Annotated in this window: 13 protein-coding genes; 11 read left to right on the top strand and 2 right to left on the bottom strand. The window is 62.8% G+C overall.

The window, feature by feature from the left end:
* The first annotated feature begins 16 nt into the window (after positions 1-16).
* The 6 genes from ACFJIU_RS23570 (at position 17) to ACFJIU_RS23545 (ending at position 6,843) form a co-directional block, all read left to right on the top strand.
* Positions 17-2,035 (top strand): acetoacetate--CoA ligase, encoded by a 2,019-nt coding sequence (locus ACFJIU_RS23570; protein WP_379064084.1) that lies wholly within the window; start codon positions 17-19, stop codon positions 2,033-2,035.
* Entirely contained in the window at positions 2,032-3,759 is a 1,728-nt protein-coding gene (locus ACFJIU_RS23565) for an alpha/beta fold hydrolase (RefSeq protein ID WP_379064082.1), read from the top strand. Before ACFJIU_RS23570 ends, ACFJIU_RS23565 begins: the two co-directional genes overlap by 4 nt.
* Positions 3,756-4,628, top strand: coding sequence for a poly(3-hydroxyalkanoate) depolymerase (gene phaZ, locus ACFJIU_RS23560; protein WP_379064080.1), 873 nt, complete (start codon positions 3,756-3,758; stop codon positions 4,626-4,628). The genes ACFJIU_RS23565 and phaZ overlap by 4 nt, the downstream gene beginning before the upstream one ends.
* Positions 4,615-5,439 (top strand): SDR family NAD(P)-dependent oxidoreductase, encoded by an 825-nt coding sequence (locus ACFJIU_RS23555; RefSeq protein WP_379064078.1) that lies wholly within the window; start codon positions 4,615-4,617, stop codon positions 5,437-5,439. Before phaZ ends, ACFJIU_RS23555 begins: the two co-directional genes overlap by 14 nt.
* Positions 5,440-5,544: 105 nt before the next feature.
* Positions 5,545-6,189 (top strand): TetR/AcrR family transcriptional regulator, encoded by a 645-nt coding sequence (locus ACFJIU_RS23550; RefSeq protein ID WP_379064076.1) that lies wholly within the window; start codon positions 5,545-5,547, stop codon positions 6,187-6,189.
* Positions 6,190-6,267: 78 nt separating this feature from the next.
* Entirely contained in the window at positions 6,268-6,843 is a 576-nt protein-coding gene (locus tag ACFJIU_RS23545) for a DUF1349 domain-containing protein (RefSeq protein ID WP_379064074.1), read from the top strand.
* A 3-nt stretch (positions 6,844-6,846) separates the two neighbouring features.
* Here ACFJIU_RS23545 and ACFJIU_RS23540 read toward each other — a convergent pair whose 3' ends face one another.
* A complete protein-coding gene (locus tag ACFJIU_RS23540; RefSeq protein WP_379064072.1) occupies positions 6,847-7,881 on the bottom strand; it encodes a LacI family DNA-binding transcriptional regulator in 1,035 nt (344 codons plus the stop codon).
* Between the two features lie 219 nt (positions 7,882-8,100).
* On the opposite strand from ACFJIU_RS23540, the gene ACFJIU_RS23535 reads away from it, so the two are divergent.
* The 3 genes from ACFJIU_RS23535 to ACFJIU_RS23525 are packed head-to-tail and all read left to right on the top strand — an operon-like array spanning position 8,101 to position 11,982.
* A complete protein-coding gene (locus ACFJIU_RS23535) occupies positions 8,101-9,684 on the top strand; it encodes a sugar ABC transporter ATP-binding protein (protein WP_379064070.1) in 1,584 nt (527 codons plus the stop codon).
* Positions 9,681-11,030, top strand: coding sequence for an ABC transporter permease (locus ACFJIU_RS23530; RefSeq protein ID WP_379064068.1), 1,350 nt, complete (start codon positions 9,681-9,683; stop codon positions 11,028-11,030). Before ACFJIU_RS23535 ends, ACFJIU_RS23530 begins: the two co-directional genes overlap by 4 nt.
* The gene (locus ACFJIU_RS23525; protein WP_379064066.1) at positions 11,017-11,982 is read left to right on the top strand and encodes a substrate-binding domain-containing protein; all 966 of its coding nucleotides are present in this window, start codon (positions 11,017-11,019) and stop codon (positions 11,980-11,982) included. The genes ACFJIU_RS23530 and ACFJIU_RS23525 overlap by 14 nt, the downstream gene beginning before the upstream one ends.
* A 100-nt stretch (positions 11,983-12,082) precedes the next feature.
* Here the strand turns inward: ACFJIU_RS23525 and ACFJIU_RS23520 are convergent, their stop codons facing one another.
* Complete coding sequence (locus tag ACFJIU_RS23520; RefSeq protein WP_379064064.1) at positions 12,083-12,985, bottom strand: LysR family transcriptional regulator; 903 nt, start codon at positions 12,983-12,985, stop codon at positions 12,083-12,085.
* 122 nt (positions 12,986-13,107) lie between these two features.
* Between ACFJIU_RS23520 and ACFJIU_RS23515 the strand changes: the two genes are divergently transcribed.
* A complete protein-coding gene (locus ACFJIU_RS23515; RefSeq protein WP_379064062.1) occupies positions 13,108-14,835 on the top strand; it encodes an amidohydrolase family protein in 1,728 nt (575 codons plus the stop codon).
* A gap of 80 nt (positions 14,836-14,915) precedes the next feature.
* Positions 14,916-15,626: a YitT family protein gene (locus ACFJIU_RS23510; RefSeq protein WP_379064060.1), complete on the top strand. Its 711-nt coding sequence runs from the start codon at positions 14,916-14,918 to the stop codon at positions 15,624-15,626.
* The last annotated feature ends 220 nt before the right edge of the window (positions 15,627-15,846 follow it).

Here is a 15,846-nt window from a genome sequence, read left to right as displayed (position 1 = left end):
TTCGTGGGAGGTGAAAATGGTCAGTGAAGGCGAATTGCTGTGGACGCCGAAGCGGGCGTTCGTCGAACGCTCCAACCTGCATGCGTACATGCAGTGGCTGAAGACGGAGCGCGGTCTCGACTTCCCGGAATACGAACCGCTGCGGCAATGGTCGGTCACCGAGATCGAGGCGTTCTGGGCCAGCATCTGGGACTATTTCGACGTGCAATCGGGCATGCCCTACGCGCAGGTGCTGGACAGTCGGCGGATGCCGGGCGCGAAGTGGTTCGAGGGATCGACGGTCAATTATGCCGAACATCTCCTGCGCTACGAGACGAAGGCGCGGCCGGACGACGTTGCCTTCCATCATCTCTCGGAGATACGGCCTCTCGGGCGGATGGGATGGGCCGAGCTCGGCAACGATGTACGCAAGCTGGCAACGCAGCTGCGCAAGCTGGGCATAAATCCGGGCGATCGCGTGGTTTCCTACATGCCGAACCTGCCCGAAACGGCGGTGGCGATGATCGCGGTCATCGCCATCGGCGCGATCTGGTCGAGCGCAGCACCGGAATTCGGCGTCAAGACCGTGATCGAGCGTTTCGCGCAGATCGAGCCGAAACTGATCTTCGCCGCGGACGGCTACCGTTTTGGCGGCAAGGATTTCGACCGGCGTGGCGACGTCAGGTCGATCACCGATGCGCTGCCGACGCTGGAGCACGTGATCTGGCTACCCTACCTCGACCGGAATGCCAGGCTGGAGGGCGTCGCCAATGTCACCCAGTGGCACAGCCTGATGGATGCTCGGGCACCGTCGCGCGCCGACTTCAAATTCGAGCGCGTGGCGCACGACCATCCGATCTGGATCCTGTTCTCGTCAGGCACGACGGGCCTGCCGAAGGCGATCGTGCACAGCCATGTCGGTGTTCTCGTCGAGCATCTGAAGCTCATGCACTTCCAGCTCGATCTCAAGCCCGGATCGAACATGTTCTTCTATTCGACAACCGGCTGGATGATGTTCAACCTTCTGGTGGCCGCGCTTCTGACCGGCTCGGCTGCCACGCTTTATGACGGCAATCCCGCGCACCCCGAAACGGATTTCCTGTGGAAGCTCGCCGCCGATACCGGGGCGACGATGTTTGGTGCCAGCCCGACCTTCGTGCAGATCATGGAAAAGGCCGGGCTGGAACCGGGTGGGAAATTCGACCTGTCGGCGCTGGAATGCGTGATGGCGGCGGGCGCCCCTTCGACGCCGGAAACCTTCGCCTGGTTCTACAAGGGCGTGAAGAAGGACCTCTGGGTTACGTCGCAGTCCGGTGGCACCGAGATCTGCTCGGGCTTTGTCGGGGCGGCGCCGAGCCTGCCGGTCCATGCCGGCGAGATCCAGACCCGCATGCTGGGCATGGACGTGCGCTCTTGGGGCGATGACGGCAGGGAGCTGGTGGATGAGGTGGGCGAACTGGTCGTCACCAATCCGTTTCCATCGATGCCGGTGAAGTTCTGGAACGATCCGGACGGCAAGCGCTATCACGAATCCTACTTCGACGTGTTCGCCGGCGTCTGGCGTCACGGCGACTTCCTCAAGATCAACCGGCGCGGCGGCTGCTACATCTATGGCCGGTCGGATTCGACACTGAACCGCTACGGTGTGCGCATCGGCACGGCCGAGATCTATCGCTCCGTCGAACAGCAGCCGGAAGTGGCCGACAGCCTGATCGTGTGCTGCGAATTGCCCGGCGGCAATTTTTTCATGCCGCTCTTCGTGAGGTTGAAGCCGGGCTTCGAGATGTCCGACGAGATCCGCGCCGGCATCAACAGGCGTCTCAGGCAGGACTACAGCCCTCGGCATGTGCCGGACAGGATCTACGCGATCGACGCCGTACCCTACACGCTGACCGGCAAGAAGATGGAAGTGCCGATCCGCAAGATCCTGATGGGCTGGGAACCCGGGAAAGCGGCGAGCCGTGATGCGATGGCGAACCCGGATTCGCTTGCCTATTTCATCGAATTCGCAAGGTCGTCCACCGACTATCAGTGGCGCGCGGAGGCATCCGCATGAACGCCGGAAAGCGGGCACCGACCGCGCCGGCCAATGAGGGCGGGCCGGCCAGCGAGCAGGTCAGGCGGACGATCGACAGCGCGCTCGGCCAGAATGTGACGGGCAATTTCCTGCCGTCCGATTTGTACGGGACCGCGGTCGATCTGCTGTTCCGAGCGGCGCGCCAGCCGATGGCACTCGGCAGGGCGACGCTCGGTTTCTGGACCGATATCGCCAGGATCGCCACCGGCACGGCGGAGAAACGGCAGCCTGAGCAGGGCGATCGCCGGTTCGGTGACAAGGCCTACACCGAGAACCTGTTCTATGCGGGACTGCTCCAGGGCTACCTCGCCTGGCGATCCGCGCTGAAGGGTTTCGCGGACGTCGCGCTGAACGAGAAGGAACGTTTCCTGCTCGATCAGCTCGTCGAGGCCGGTGCTCCGACCAACAGCCTGCTTGGCAATCCGGCAGCGATGCGTGCCGCCATCGAAACCGGCGGCGCCAGCCTGGTGCGGGGCGCCAGAAACCTGGCCGGGGACATCGCGAAGCTGCGTCCGATTCCGTCGCAGGTCGACGACAGTGCGTTCAGGGTCGGCGAAAACCTGGCTGTGTCGCCGGGCTCGGTCGTGCTGCGCACCGACATGTTCGAACTGATCCAGTATCGGGCGCAGACCGAAAAGGTGCACGAGCGCCCGATCTTGATCGTCCCTTCCATCGTCAACAAGTTCTACATTTTCGATATCGCGCCGGGCCGCTCGATCATCGAGCACTACATCAGGAACGGCCACACTGTTTTCATGCTGGCCTGGCGCAATCCGCAGAAGCGGCACGATCGCTGGGGCATGGGCGAATACCAGGACTCGATCGATACCGCCATCGGCACGGCGTCCGCGATCACCGGTTCGAACGATGTCAATCTGTGGGCGGTGTGCGGCGCCGGTCCCGTCGCGGTTTCGCTGGCTGGCTATTATGCCGCCAGGAAGACCCGCAAGATCAACAGCCTGTTGCTGGTTGTCTCGCCGCTCGACACCAAGGCGATGGCGCAGGCGCCCTCACTCAGTGCCTTTGCTGAGCCGCGCAACGGGATGGCCCGCCAGATGGTGCGCAAGGTGAGCCGTAACAAGCGCATCAGCGCCAATGAATTCACGCTGCTGTTTGCCATGCTGCGGCCCAACGACCTGATCTGGAACTACTGGGTGTCCAACTATCTGATGGGCACCACGCCCGCCGCTTTCGACGTGCTTTACTGGAACGGCGACGGGACCGGCATGACCGCGCAGTTCAACCATGATTTTTCGGCGTTCGTGGATGCGAATCCGTTCCTTAAGGACGGCGCGATGGAAGTGCGCGGCACCGCGATCGCGCCGGTGTCGCAGCTCGACATCGACAGCTATGTCCTGGGCGCCGCCAACGATCATCTCTGCGTCTGGCAGAGCGTGTACCGCAGCGCCCGGCTTCTGGGGGAACGCAGCCAGTTCGTGCTCGGCAACAGCGGCCATATCCAGACCATCGTCTCGCCGCCGGGAAACCCGAAGGCCAGCTTCTTCACCAACGAGAACAAACCGGAGTCGGCGGAAGAGTGGCTGACGACGGCGGAAAGACACGCGGGCAGCTGGTGGGATCATGGCGTTGCCTGGACCTCCGCCCGCGCCGGCAGGATGGTTGGCGCGCCACGAGCGGAAGGCAACGCCGAATTCCCCCCACTATGTGCCGCACCCGGGACCTATGTTCATGAGCGTGGATGAGACCTTGCGGCGCAAGAACGAGACAGTCTCCGAACACCGGGCTCGCGACCCCGACAGGCGCGAGATGTCTTCGCGCCAGCTCAGGGTTTTCGGCAAGAATATCCGCGTCGCCGTCTGGCCGTGTCACGGCCAGGCGCAGGACCCCGCTGCTGCTGCTGAATGGCATTGGCGCCAGCCTGGAGATGCTGATGCCTTTCGCCGATGCGCTCGAGGACCGCGAGATCATCGCCTTCGACGTGCCGGGTTCGGGAAAATCCGAAGCCACCATCCTGCCCTACCGCCTGTGGATGCTGTCCATGCTGGCATCGGCTGTGCTGGACAGGCTGGGCTACGGCCGGGTGGACGTGCTGGGCGTATCCTGGGGCGGTGCGCTTGCGCAGCAGTTCGCGCTGCAGAATCCGCACCGCTGCCGCAAGCTGGTTCTCGCGGCAACCTCGCAAGGCATGCTGATGGTGCCGCCAAGGTTCTCGGTGCTGTCAAAATTCATGACGCCGAGGCGGTTCAATGACGCCGGCTACCGCAAGCAGATCGCCGGTGAGATTTACGGAGGCAAGGCGCGCACCGAGCGCCTGCTGGTCGAGGAGTTTCGCACGACGAGCCGTCGTGGCTATCTCTACCAGCAACTGGCGCTGCTCGGCTGGACCAGCATGCCCTGGCTTCCACTGCTCGCGCAGCCGACGCTGGTATTGGCCGGTGACGACGACCCGGTCGTTCCGCTCGCCAATGCACGCGTGCTCTCGATGCTGATCCGCGACAGCCGTCTGCGTGTCCTCAACGACGGTCATCTGTTTCTGATCTCGAGCGCGGACGAGGCCGCCAAAGCGGTTCGCGAATTCCTGGATGGGAGGGACAACAATGGGAAAGCTTGATGGCAAGGTGGCGCTGATAACAGGTTCCGGCCGCGGCATCGGCCGCGAGATCGCATTGAAACTCGCAGGTGAGGGCGCCAGCATCGTCATCAATGATCTCGATGCTTCCCTGGCGGAGGAAGCAGTCGAGGCGGTGAAGCTGTCGGGTTCCGGAGCGGTCGCCTGTGTCGGCTCGGTGACGAATCCCGATTTCGGCGATCGCCTGGTGAAGACGGCCCTCGACGCATTTGATGGCATCGACATCATCGTCAACAATGCCGGCTACACATGGGACAACACCGTCGGCAAGATGACCGACGAACAATGGTACGCGATGGTCGACGTTCACATGACGGCGCCGTTTCGTGTGTTGCGGGCGGCGTCGGACTTCATCCGGCTGGCGGCCAGGAGGGAGGCCGAGGAGGGCCGCGAGGTCTTCCGCAAGGTGGTGAACATCTCCTCGCTTGCCGGCGTCGGCGGCAATGCCGGCCAACTGGGCTATGGCGCGGCCAAGGCCGGCGTCAACGGCATGACCAAGGTCATGGCGAAGGAGTGGGGGCGCTACAAGGTCGACGTGAATTCCGTCGCCTTCGGCCTGATCAGGACCCGCCTCACCGAAGTCGCGGGCGGTGCCGGCGCGATCAAGATCGAAGGCAAGGACATCAAGGTGGGAGTCAATCCCGAGGTGATGAAGGCGATGGAAGCCGGCATCCCGCTTGGCCGCGCGGGCACGCCGGAAGAAGCCGCAGGAGCGGTCTATCTGTTCTGCATTCCGGAATCGAATTACGTCAGCGGCCAGGTGCTCGTCTGCAGTGGTGGCTACATGTTCTGATCTGGGAAACGCCAGAATGTCACGGTCGCAAAGCGGCCGCGCACGTTGAACTTACTTAAGCAATAAACCATATTGCCGCGAGAGAGTTGGAAATGAAGGCATTTGATGCAAACTGCCCCGCGACAGCGTACCGAGCGGCGACCTCCGGTGGATAAGTACCTGGAACGTCGGGCCGAATTGGTCGAGGCGGCCCTTCAGACACTGGCGGAGATGGGTTATGCGCGCACGAGCCTGCGCGAAATCGCGCAGAAGTCGCGCTTCTCCCACGGTGCCATCCACTACTATTTCAGCGATAAGGTCGACCTGATTGCCTATTGCGTGCGCGAGTACAAGGCAAAATGCGTCAAGCGTTACGACCAGATCGTACTTGACGCGACCTCCTACCAGGAACTTGAAAGCCGGTTCGCCGAGGGGCTTGTCCAGACCCTGCGCGAAGAGGCCCTGCTTCACCGCCTGTGGTATGACCTGCGGGCGCAGGCGCTCTATGAAGACGCGTTTCGCGCGGACGTGCACGAGATCGACAAAAGTCTGGAGCAGATGGTCTGGCGCGTGATTTCGCGGGCATTTGCCCTGAGCGGCAAAGAGCCCGGCATATCGCCGCCGGTCGCCTACGCGGCCCTCGACGGTCTGTTCCAGTCGGCCCTGCTGAACTTCCTCAACGAGGATCCGGACGCGTTGCCCAATCTGAAAGACAGGGTGTGCGAATTCCTTTCGCTGGCTTGCCAGACCCAGAAACCAGCCGGAAGTTAATCGTGGCCTGTCGACCGGCTCCAAGCCGGACAGTCCGCGACATCCGGCGCGCCTTCATCCAAGCGAACGGTCTTCATCATGGCAGCCCAGTTTTCCTGGTTCAATGAGCCCAAGTCGCGGTCCGGCGATGCCGGTGCACTGAAGCTTACGACCGAGCCGGATACGGATTTCTGGCGCGAGACCTTCTACGGTTTCATCCGCGACAGCGGCCATGCCTACACCCGCGCGGTCGCCGATGATTTTTCGGCGGAAGCGACGGTGCTCGGCGACTATGCCGATCTCTATGACCAGGCCGGTCTTTTCCTGCGGCTGGACGAACGGCACTGGATCAAGGCCGGCATCGAATACACCGACGGCATGATGCATTTTTCCGTCGTCGTTACGCGCGGCGTTTCGGACTGGTCCGTCATTCCGCTGCCTGCTGCCAAGCCGACCGATCCGGTTCGTATCCGCCTGACCCGGCACGGCGATGCCGTGCGCGTGCAATATTCGGTCGGCGACATGGCCTGGCAGATGGCGCGGCTGTGTCCGTTCCCGGCGGCCGATGCCCGGGTCGGCGTCATGGCGTGCTCGCCGCAAGGCCCGGGGTTTGACGTATCATTCTCCGACTTTACCGTCGGCGAAGCGATCCCGCGCGATCTGCACGCCGGTTAAGCTTCAGTCAGACGATACTGCCGCGGTCGTTGCAAAGGCACCTGCCTGCACCGGCCGGCAGGAATTGCGCACCATCAGCCGGCCTTTCAGCACCAGCCGGCGCGACGGCGCTTCGCGGTTGCCGTTCAGGCGGTCGAGCAGCAGGCTCGCCGTCTGTTCGCCGATCGCCTGAACCGGCTGCGCGATCGTCGTCAGCTGCGGGTTGAAGACGTCGGCCCAGGGGAAATCGTCAAAGCAGATGACGGAGACGTCCTCCGGGCAGGACAGGCCGAGGTCGCGGATCGCCTTCATCGCGCCGACCACCATCGGATTGTTGGCGGAGAAGATCGCGGTCGGGCGGTCATGCAGGGAAAGCAGTTGCATGGCGGCAGTGTAGCCGTCGGCTTCGTGCAGGTCGCCGGAGCGCACCAGGCTCTGGTCGAAGTTGAGCCCGGCATCGAGCAGCGCCTCGTGATAGCCGGTCATGCGGTCACGCATCGGCGTGATGTTGAAGGCGCCGGTGATGTAGCCGATGCGCCGGTGGCCGAGTTCGACAAGGTAGGTGATCGCCTCGAAGACGGCCTGATGGTTGTCGAGCACGACCCGGTCGCTGTCGACCCCGTCGACTTCGCGGTCGAGCAGCACCACCGGCACGTTGGCGCGTTCGACGGTCTCCCTCAGATAGGCGCCGTCGCCGACGCGGGCGATGATCAGGCCGTCGACCATGCGGTCGAGCAGAAGCCGGATCTGCTCGTCCTGGTTGTTCAGATCCTCGTCGGTGCAGCACAGCATCACCGCATAGCCGGCACGGTCGAAGGCCTGCTGGATGACGGAGACGACGTCAGTGAAGAACGGGTTGGTGATGTGTGGCACCGTCAGGCCGATGGTGCGGGTGGTGCCGATCTTCAGACTGCGTGCAATGGCGTTGCGCTTGTAGCCGATCTCGCGGATCGCCAGCTCGATGCGGCCGGAAAGCTCCTGGCTGACCGTGGTCGTGCCGTTGATATAGGCTGAGACCGTCGCCACCGAAACACGTGCGGCCTCCGCCACATGCAGCATGGTCGGCGCGCCGCTCTTTCGGGGTTTTCTGGAACTCGACTCGGTCATTTTCGAAACGTTTTGAAGCGCATCAATTGCCAATACCTATGGAATTCTCCTGTTTTTAGCAAGAATCAAAAAAACATCGCCTTGATGGCCCGACTCCATCCTTGACTAATTCGAAACGTTTAGATTAGCTTTTTGCATGACTGGCAGCACGGTAGGGAGGCCGTTCCTGTCATGGCCGACCGTGAGTTTCCGCAGGATCATGGCGTCCCTCCGTCGGGGCAGCCTGTCCTTGCCGCCAGTAATGTCTCGAAGGCTTTCGGCGGCGTCGTTGCGCTGAGCGACGTCGGCTTCGATCTGCGGCGCGGCGAGATCCATGCGCTGATGGGTGAGAATGGCGCTGGCAAGTCGACGCTGATGAAGATCCTCTCCGGCGTCTACACCGACTATGAGGGCACGGTTTCGGTTGCCGGGCAGCAGGTGCGGTTTTCCGGCGTGCGCGACGCCGAGGATGCCGGCATCGCCATCATCCACCAGGAATTGAACCTCGTTCCCGAACTCACCGTGGCCGAGAACATCTTCCTTGGCCGGGAAAAGCTGATCGCCGGGCTGATCGTCGACCGCAAGGCCAGCCTCACCGCATCGCGCTCTCTGCTCACCTCGCTCGGCATCGATCTCGATCCGGAAGCACGCGTTGGTGGCCTGCGGGTTGGCGAACAGCAACTGGTCGAGATCGCCAAGGCGCTGTCGAAGGATGCGCGCATCCTGATCATGGACGAGCCGACATCGGCGCTGTCTCCGGCCGAGTGCCAGCGGCTGTTCCGCATCATGCGCCAGCTGGCCGCGCAGGGCGTCGCCATCGTCTACATCTCGCACCGCATTGACGAGGTCATGCATCTTGCCGATCGCACCACGGTCTTCCGCGACGGACGCCATGTGCTGACGCGCGCCATGAGCGAGTTGAACGAGGACAGGCTGATCGCCGCCATGGTCGGGCGCACCCTGCTCGACGCATCCACGGCGATGCGCGCCGCCCACTACGACACGCCGATCCTGACGGTGCGCGACCTTTCCTTCGACCGAGCCGACCGCAGTGGCTGGCGCAGGGTGATCTCCGGCGTCGGCTTCGATCTCGGACGCGGCGAGATCCTCGGCATCGGTGGCCTGCTCGGCTCCGGTCGCACGGAAATCCTGCAGTCGATTTTCGGCAGCGCGGAAGGCAGGGTTGACGGCGACATCCGCCTCGACGGCAAGCCGGTGGCGATCCGTTCGCCGCGCGATGCGCGCCATCTCGGCATCGCACTGGTCACCGAGGACCGCAAAGCGGAGGGGCTCTATCTCAAGGCTTCGATCGTCGACAATGTCGCGCTGCCTTTGGTCGGCACGCTGTCGCGTTTCGGCCTGCGCTCGGTATCGGGTGAAAAGGCGCTCGCCGATGACGCGGTCAAGGCGCTGGGCATACGCTGCAGCGGCATCGACCAGATCGCCAACACGCTGTCCGGCGGCAACCAGCAGAAGGTGGTGATCGGCAAGTGGCTGGCCACCAAACCGCGCGTCCTGCTGCTCGACGAGCCGACACGTGGCATCGACATCGGCGCCAAGCGCGAGATCTACGATCTTGTCTTCAAGCTTGCCGACGAGGGCCTCGCCATCATCGTCGTGAGTTCGGAGATGCCGGAACTGCTGCATCTGTCGGACCGTATCCTGGTGATGGCCGAAGGCCGCCAGACCGGCATTCTCCCCCGCAACCACGCCAGCGAGGAACGCATCATGCAACTGGCAGCACCGCGTCATGCCAACGGGCGGACCGCGGCATGAACGCGCTGAAGGTCCTGTCGCGCACCAAGCTCTACTGGGGGCTGATCGCCATCTTCCTCATCGGCGTGTTTTCATCGCCGATCACCTCCAAGGGCAGCAACATCTTCCTGTCCTATGGCAACCTGCTCGACGTGCTGCGCCAGGTCTCCACCACGGGCCTGATCGCCACCGGCATGACGGCGGTGATCATCACCGGCGGCATCGACCTTTCGGTCGGTTCGCTGATGGCGATCTGCACGGTGGTGACGGCGATGCTCTTGACCATGCCGGGCACCACGCCGGCAGCCGTCATGGGCATCCCGGCCGTGGCTTTCATCGCCCTGTTCCTCGGCGTCGTCGTCACGCGCTTCCTGTTCACCAATCTCGCCAGGCCGGCGGCCGGTGCGTCGCATCGCGCTGTCCGGCTCGATTTAACGCGCGGTGTGACGCTGCCTGCCGTAGCCGGTGTCATCCTCTGCGCTCTCGCGCTTTGGTTCCTGCTGCCACAAGTCAGTTCGAAATTCGGCGTGCTCGGCGTTTTGATCGTGGCGCCCTGCGTCGGCCTGCTGTTTGGCGCGCTGAACGGCGTCATCATCGTCGCCGGCCGGCTGCAACCCTTCATCGTCACGCTGGCCATGATGGTGACGGCACTCGGCATCGCACGCCTCACCGCAGGGCAGAACAACGCCGTGCTGCCGGTCTACACCGGCTCCAACGCGACCGAGGATTTCGAGGCCCTGCGATCGCTCGCCTTCGGCGTGATCCCGATGCCGGGACTGTTCTTCCTCGGCGCCATCGTCCTCTATGGCGCCGTGCTGCGCTTCACGCCGTTCGGCCGCTATGTCTACGCCATCGGCGGCAATGAGGAAGCTGCAAGACTTTCCGGCATCGCTGCCGGTCGCGTCAAGATCGCGACCTATGCCATGTCGGGGCTGCTCGCCGGCATCGCCGCCGTGCTCTATGTGGCTCAATACCGCCAGGGCAAGCCGGATGCCGGCGCCGGGCTCGAGCTCGACGCCATCGCCGCCGTCGTCATCGGCGGCACCAGCCTGATGGGCGGTCGCGGCAGCCTCGCCGGCACCTTCTGCGGTGTGCTGATCTTCGGGCTCCTGTCCAACATCCTGCAGCTGCACAACATCAATTCGAACCTTCAGCTCGTGCTGAAGGGCCTGATCATCATCGGTACCGTGCTCGTGCAGGAGCGCAATGCCGCCGACCTCTTTTCCCATTTGCGCCTGCCGCGAAAGCGGTCGGCGTCGACGCCACCGTCCGCGGAGGAGCGGACGACAAAAATGTCCGCGGAGGAGCGGACGACAAAAGAGACGCAGTCTCGAACAATCGGAGGAAACGCAAATGAAACGCCGTGAATTCCTGGGGCTGGCAGCCCTGACGACAGTGCTTGCCGCCACCACCGTGCTGATGCCGGGCAGTGCCTTCGCCGAGGACAAGAAATGGACCATCGGCTTCAGCCAGGTCACCACCATCGAGCCGTGGCGGGCGCAGTTCAACAAGGACATCCTCGCCGAAGCCGCCAAGCATCCGAACGTCAATCTCATCATCACCGACGGTGAGGACAAGACCGAGAAGCAGGTTGCCGATGTCGAGAACCTGATCCAGCAGGAGGTCGACGCGCTTCTGATCTCGCCGAAGGAATCGGCTGGTCTCACCGGCGTGGTGCAGAAGGCGATCGAGGCCAAGATCCCGGTCTTCGTGCTCGACCGCAATGTCGAGACCAATGATTTCACGCAGTTCGTGGGCGGCGACAACAAGCTGATCGGTCGCGCGGCGGGCGAATATGCCGTCGGGCTGCTCGGCGGCACGGGCAAGGCCGCCGGCAATGTCGTCGAGATCTGGGGCGGCATGGGCACGCAGGCCGCGCATGACCGTCATGACGGCTTCCACGAATTCACCGACAAGGAGTCGGGCATCAAGTACCTGCTCGACAAGCAGTCGGGCGACTGGAAGCAGGACCAGGCCTACAACATCATGGCGACCGCGCTGCGCAACAACGAGAAGATCGATCTCGTCTATGGTCACAACGACCCGATGGCCTATGGCGCCTATCTCGCCGCCAAGGATGCGGGCCGCGAGAAGGAGATGAAGTTCATCGGCATCGACGGCCTGCCCAATGAAGGCGTGCAACTCGTCAACAAGGGCGAGTTGTCGGCAACCTTCCTCTACGCCACGCCGGGCGCCGAAGGCCTGCGCCAGGCGCTGAAGTTCCTCGGCGGCGAAAAGGTCGAGAAGACCGTCATCCTGCCGACCCTGACGATCACCAAGGAAAACGCGCCGCAGATCCTGAAGGACAATGGGCTGTAAGCGAGGCGATCTGGACTACAGCGGCCGGCATGTTGCCGGTCGCTGTTGTGTTTCGCCGGAACGCTGATGCGATGAAGCGTTCCAGACCCACAGGGCTACGTCACTCGATGGTGGCGCGCAGCGCCCTGACGATTTCTTCCGCGAACATGGAGGTCGCCAGGCCGTGCGAGCGTCGCTCGCGCTGCACCAGCGAGAGGATGTTCTTTCCCATGGCCCGATCCCGGATCGGCAGATAGGCCAGCGTGCCGCTGCGGTATTCCTCGGCGATGTCGAACTTGCTGAGGAAGGCGACGCCGTTACCGGCTGCCGCCAGGTATTTCATCGACTCGATAGAGTTGGTCAGGAAGCTCGGCTCGACATCGAGCCCAGCCTGGTGGAAGGCATCCGTCATGATGTCGAACATCAGCATGCTGCGGTCGGCGAAGATCAGCGGATAGTCGGCGCAATGCGCCAGCGGCACGGTCTCCATGCCGGCGAGCGCATGTTCGGGCGACACGATGGCGCCGAGGCGGCCATCCATCCTGGTCAGCACTTCCAGCTGCTGCTGTTCCGGCAGGTTGAAGGCGAAGCCGAGGTCGGCCTCGCCATCGGCCACGGCCTGAACGATGTCGCGGATGAACATCACCCGGATCGATATCTTGATCTTCGGATGCCGCGCGCAGAAGGCGGCCGCCACCTGCGGGACGATGCCGCCGGCCAGCCCGTTCATCGTGGCGATGATGACCTCGCCGCTTTGCAGTGCCTTGAGATCGCGGATCTCCGCTTCGACCTGGCTGTATTCGCGCATCGTCCTGCGTACATGGGCAACCAGGATTTCGCCGGCTGGTGTCAATCGCAGGCCGCGCGGCAATCGCTCGAACAGCGGTTCGCCGATCGCTTCCTCCAATTGCAGCACATGCTTGTTGATGGCGGATGAGGCGACGTGCAGCCGTTCCGCCGCCCCGCGGATCGAGCCGCTGCGCGCGACCTCGTCGAGATAGCGCAGGATGCGTGAATGCAGCACCGGATACCCTCATCTTACTGCTCTCGAAAAGAGAGCGATGTGAGCAGAAAATACTGCTTTTCGGAAGCGGTTCAATCGCTTCTTATCAGCCGCATAAGCACGGCGAGGGAGGAGCGGCCACGATGCAGCACGTCAAGATCGATCACTACGAGAAGGTCCGGGCGATCTTCGACATCCTGCACGGCAAGAAGGAGGCCGATCTTCTCCTGAAGAACCTCAACATCCTCGATGTGCATGGCGAGACGGTCTACCAGGGTTCGATCCTCGTCTACGACAAGCGCATCGTGGCGCTGAATCCCGACGAGGCGACAATCCAGGTCAGGCAGGTCTTCGATGGCGAGGGGCTTTACGCGATACCCGGTCTGATCGACGCGCACCTGCATTTCGAATCCCAGCTCGCCAACCCGACGGCACTTGCCGAAGCGATGGTGCCGTGCGGCACCACGACGATCTATGCCGAGTGCCTGGATCTGCTGAGCGCCGCCGGCGAGGACGGCGTGCAGGCCGCGAAGGACCTGTTCAGGGATTATCACAAGCTGCCTTATCGCCTCTATGCCTTCGCGCCAGGCAAGAAGACGGCGGCTTCGGTGACGAAGGCCGTGCTCGAGATGGAGCCGGTCATCGGGCTGGGTGAATTCGAACACTTCACCTACAGCTCGGGCAGCGAAGACGACTTCCACAAGGCGGCCTGGGTACGGGAGAAGGGCGGCTTCCTCAACGGCCACTGGGGCGTTACCGCGCTCTCCGACATGGTACTGAACTACCTGCCGGCGATCGGCGTCTCCAACAACCATGACGTCTGGACCGGCGACGACATCGAAAAGAGCATCCGTTACGGCTTCCCGACGCACATCAAGTTCGGCGTCGGCAGCAACGAGGTGATCAGGACGCTGCTGCGCAGCATCGTCGACCGCAAGTTCCCGACGGACAATTTCATGCTGTGCACCGACAACATCTCGATCGAGCGCCTGCAGAAGATGGGCCATATGGACTGGATCATCTCGCTGTGCGCCGACATGGGCATCAACCCTATCAAGGCGATCAAGATGGCGTCCTACAACACCGCCAGGTCGTTCCACATGGACGACCAGATCGGTTCGCTGACACCGGGCCGTTTCGCCGACATCGTGCTGACCGACAGCCTGTCCAGGATCAATCCGCTCTACGTCTTCAAGGATGGCGAGCTGATTGCCGAAGGCGGCAAGCTGCTGCGCAATGCCGACATCGACTATTCCGGCATGCGCACCGCCGGACGTCCGGGTCTGAATGACCTGGCTCCACAGGCGCTCGACATTGTGCCGCTGGAGGTTTCGGCCGATGGCAGCCAGGCCAAGGTCCTGCTGTTCGACGTCTATGGGCGCGGCCATGCCAAATTCCACCAGGAGATCTGGGTTCCCTTCAGGGACGGCAAGGTCGTCCAGGAACACGACGGCAAGACGCTGAGCCGGCTTTGCGTCGTCCAGCGTTATGCCGAAGGCAAGCGCCACATCGTCAGCGGCCTGTTCAAGGGTGTGAACGTGACCCGTGGTGCCGTCGCCACCTTCTGGCCAGCCCCGACGCCGTATTTCGTCGCCGTCGGACAGGACAGCGATGAGATGTGTCATTGCCTGAAACAGGTCGACCGCTATTCCGGCGCCTGCATCGTCACCGACAACAGGGTGGAGAAGGCGGTGATGCCGCTCGAAATCCATGGCGTCATGGCGGATATGACGGTGGATGAATTGACTACCAGCGCCGCCGCCATCGATGCCGCGCTGGAAGAGATGGGCAACCGCAACGAGGGCGAGCCCGTCGTCAACAAGCTGCTCAGCCTGTTCATTTCATTGCACCGCTTCCGGTTCATGGAATAGCCGGCAGCCGAAGATCACGACACCCTGGCGGGCGGAGGAGGCCCGGCGGGTGGAAACGGAACAAAGGGGAGGGAACATCCATGGCGCATCAAGCAGCCTCGGACGAAATGCAAAGCACCGGCAGCCTCAAGGCGCGGTGGATCATGTATCTGCTCGGCATCTACATCTTGACTGTCGGCGTCAGCCTGGCGATCAGGGCCGGCATCGGCATCTCGCCGCAAAGCAGCCTGACAAGGACGATGACGCTGGTGTTTCCGCCGCTTAGCCAGGGAACCTACAACTTCATCCTCGAGCTGATCATGCTGTTCCTGACCTATCTGGTGCTGCCGAAGGACTTCAAGCTCACCAATTTCGCCTCGCTGATCCCGGCCTTCGCGCTTGCCGTGTTCCTGGATTTCAACCTCAAGATGACCAGCTTCATCGCGCTCGATGTCTATTACCAGAAGGTGCTGTTGCTGGTGTTCGGCGACGCGGCGCTGGCCTTCGGCCTGTTCCTGATGATCCGCGCCAATCTGGTGCTGATGCCGATCGACATGTTCGTCAACACGGTCTTCAAGCGGACGGGCCGGAAATGGGGCAACATCAAAACCGCCTTCGACTGCACCTTGCTGGTGGTGGCGGCCTGCATCGGCCTGCTCTTCCTGCACCAGATCATGTTCATCCGCGAAGGCACGATCCTGAACGCGATCCTCGTCGGCCAATATGTGAAGCTGTATTTCTACCTGCACAGGAAATGGCAGGCGAGGAATGTCCCGACCGGTTCCGGAAACGCCACCCTCGCGAAGGGATAGCAGTCTCCTCGAGCAACGCTTCGTTCCACCGCCGGGGCTCCTGCGGTGGAATCGCGGTCTGCCCGCGCCGGCTGTCACCCTTGCCGGCACGCCACAATTTGACATTGAATTTTGCCGTCATGTCGAGTAGGTGAGAGCCACCAGGCCGGGCCCCTCTGGCAGCCATCCAGGCTGTGATGTCGGACTGGGATTTTTCAATCCGGTGGCCTGGCTTAGACGT

This window comes from Mesorhizobium sp. UC74_2 (genome assembly GCF_042701485.1).
Taxonomy (GTDB): domain Bacteria; phylum Pseudomonadota; class Alphaproteobacteria; order Rhizobiales; family Rhizobiaceae; genus Mesorhizobium.
This window is presented reverse-complemented; position numbering and strand designations above follow the sequence as displayed.

What these genes read in the sequence shown, in the direction of transcription:
- ACFJIU_RS23570 (WP_379064084.1), top strand. Translation starts at nt 17, where the DNA reads ATGGTCAGTGAAGGCGAATTGCTGTGGACGCCGAAGCGGGCGTTCGTC.
- ACFJIU_RS23565 (WP_379064082.1), top strand. Translation starts at nt 2,032, where the DNA reads ATGAACGCCGGAAAGCGGGCACCGACCGCGCCGGCCAATGAGGGCGGG.
- phaZ (WP_379064080.1), top strand. Translation starts at nt 3,756, where the DNA reads ATGAGACCTTGCGGCGCAAGAACGAGACAGTCTCCGAACACCGGGCTC.
- ACFJIU_RS23555 (WP_379064078.1), top strand. Translation starts at nt 4,615, where the DNA reads ATGGGAAAGCTTGATGGCAAGGTGGCGCTGATAACAGGTTCCGGCCGC.
- ACFJIU_RS23550 (WP_379064076.1), top strand. Translation starts at nt 5,545, where the DNA reads ATGCAAACTGCCCCGCGACAGCGTACCGAGCGGCGACCTCCGGTGGAT.
- ACFJIU_RS23545 (WP_379064074.1), top strand. Translation starts at nt 6,268, where the DNA reads ATGGCAGCCCAGTTTTCCTGGTTCAATGAGCCCAAGTCGCGGTCCGGC.
- ACFJIU_RS23540 (WP_379064072.1), bottom strand. Translation starts at nt 7,881, where the DNA reads ATGCTGCATGTGGCGGAGGCCGCACGTGTTTCGGTGGCGACGGTCTCA.
- ACFJIU_RS23535 (WP_379064070.1), top strand. Translation starts at nt 8,101, where the DNA reads ATGGCCGACCGTGAGTTTCCGCAGGATCATGGCGTCCCTCCGTCGGGG.
- ACFJIU_RS23530 (WP_379064068.1), top strand. Translation starts at nt 9,681, where the DNA reads ATGAACGCGCTGAAGGTCCTGTCGCGCACCAAGCTCTACTGGGGGCTG.
- ACFJIU_RS23525 (WP_379064066.1), top strand. Translation starts at nt 11,017, where the DNA reads ATGAAACGCCGTGAATTCCTGGGGCTGGCAGCCCTGACGACAGTGCTT.
- ACFJIU_RS23515 (WP_379064062.1), top strand. Translation starts at nt 13,108, where the DNA reads ATGCAGCACGTCAAGATCGATCACTACGAGAAGGTCCGGGCGATCTTC.
- ACFJIU_RS23510 (WP_379064060.1), top strand. Translation starts at nt 14,916, where the DNA reads ATGGCGCATCAAGCAGCCTCGGACGAAATGCAAAGCACCGGCAGCCTC.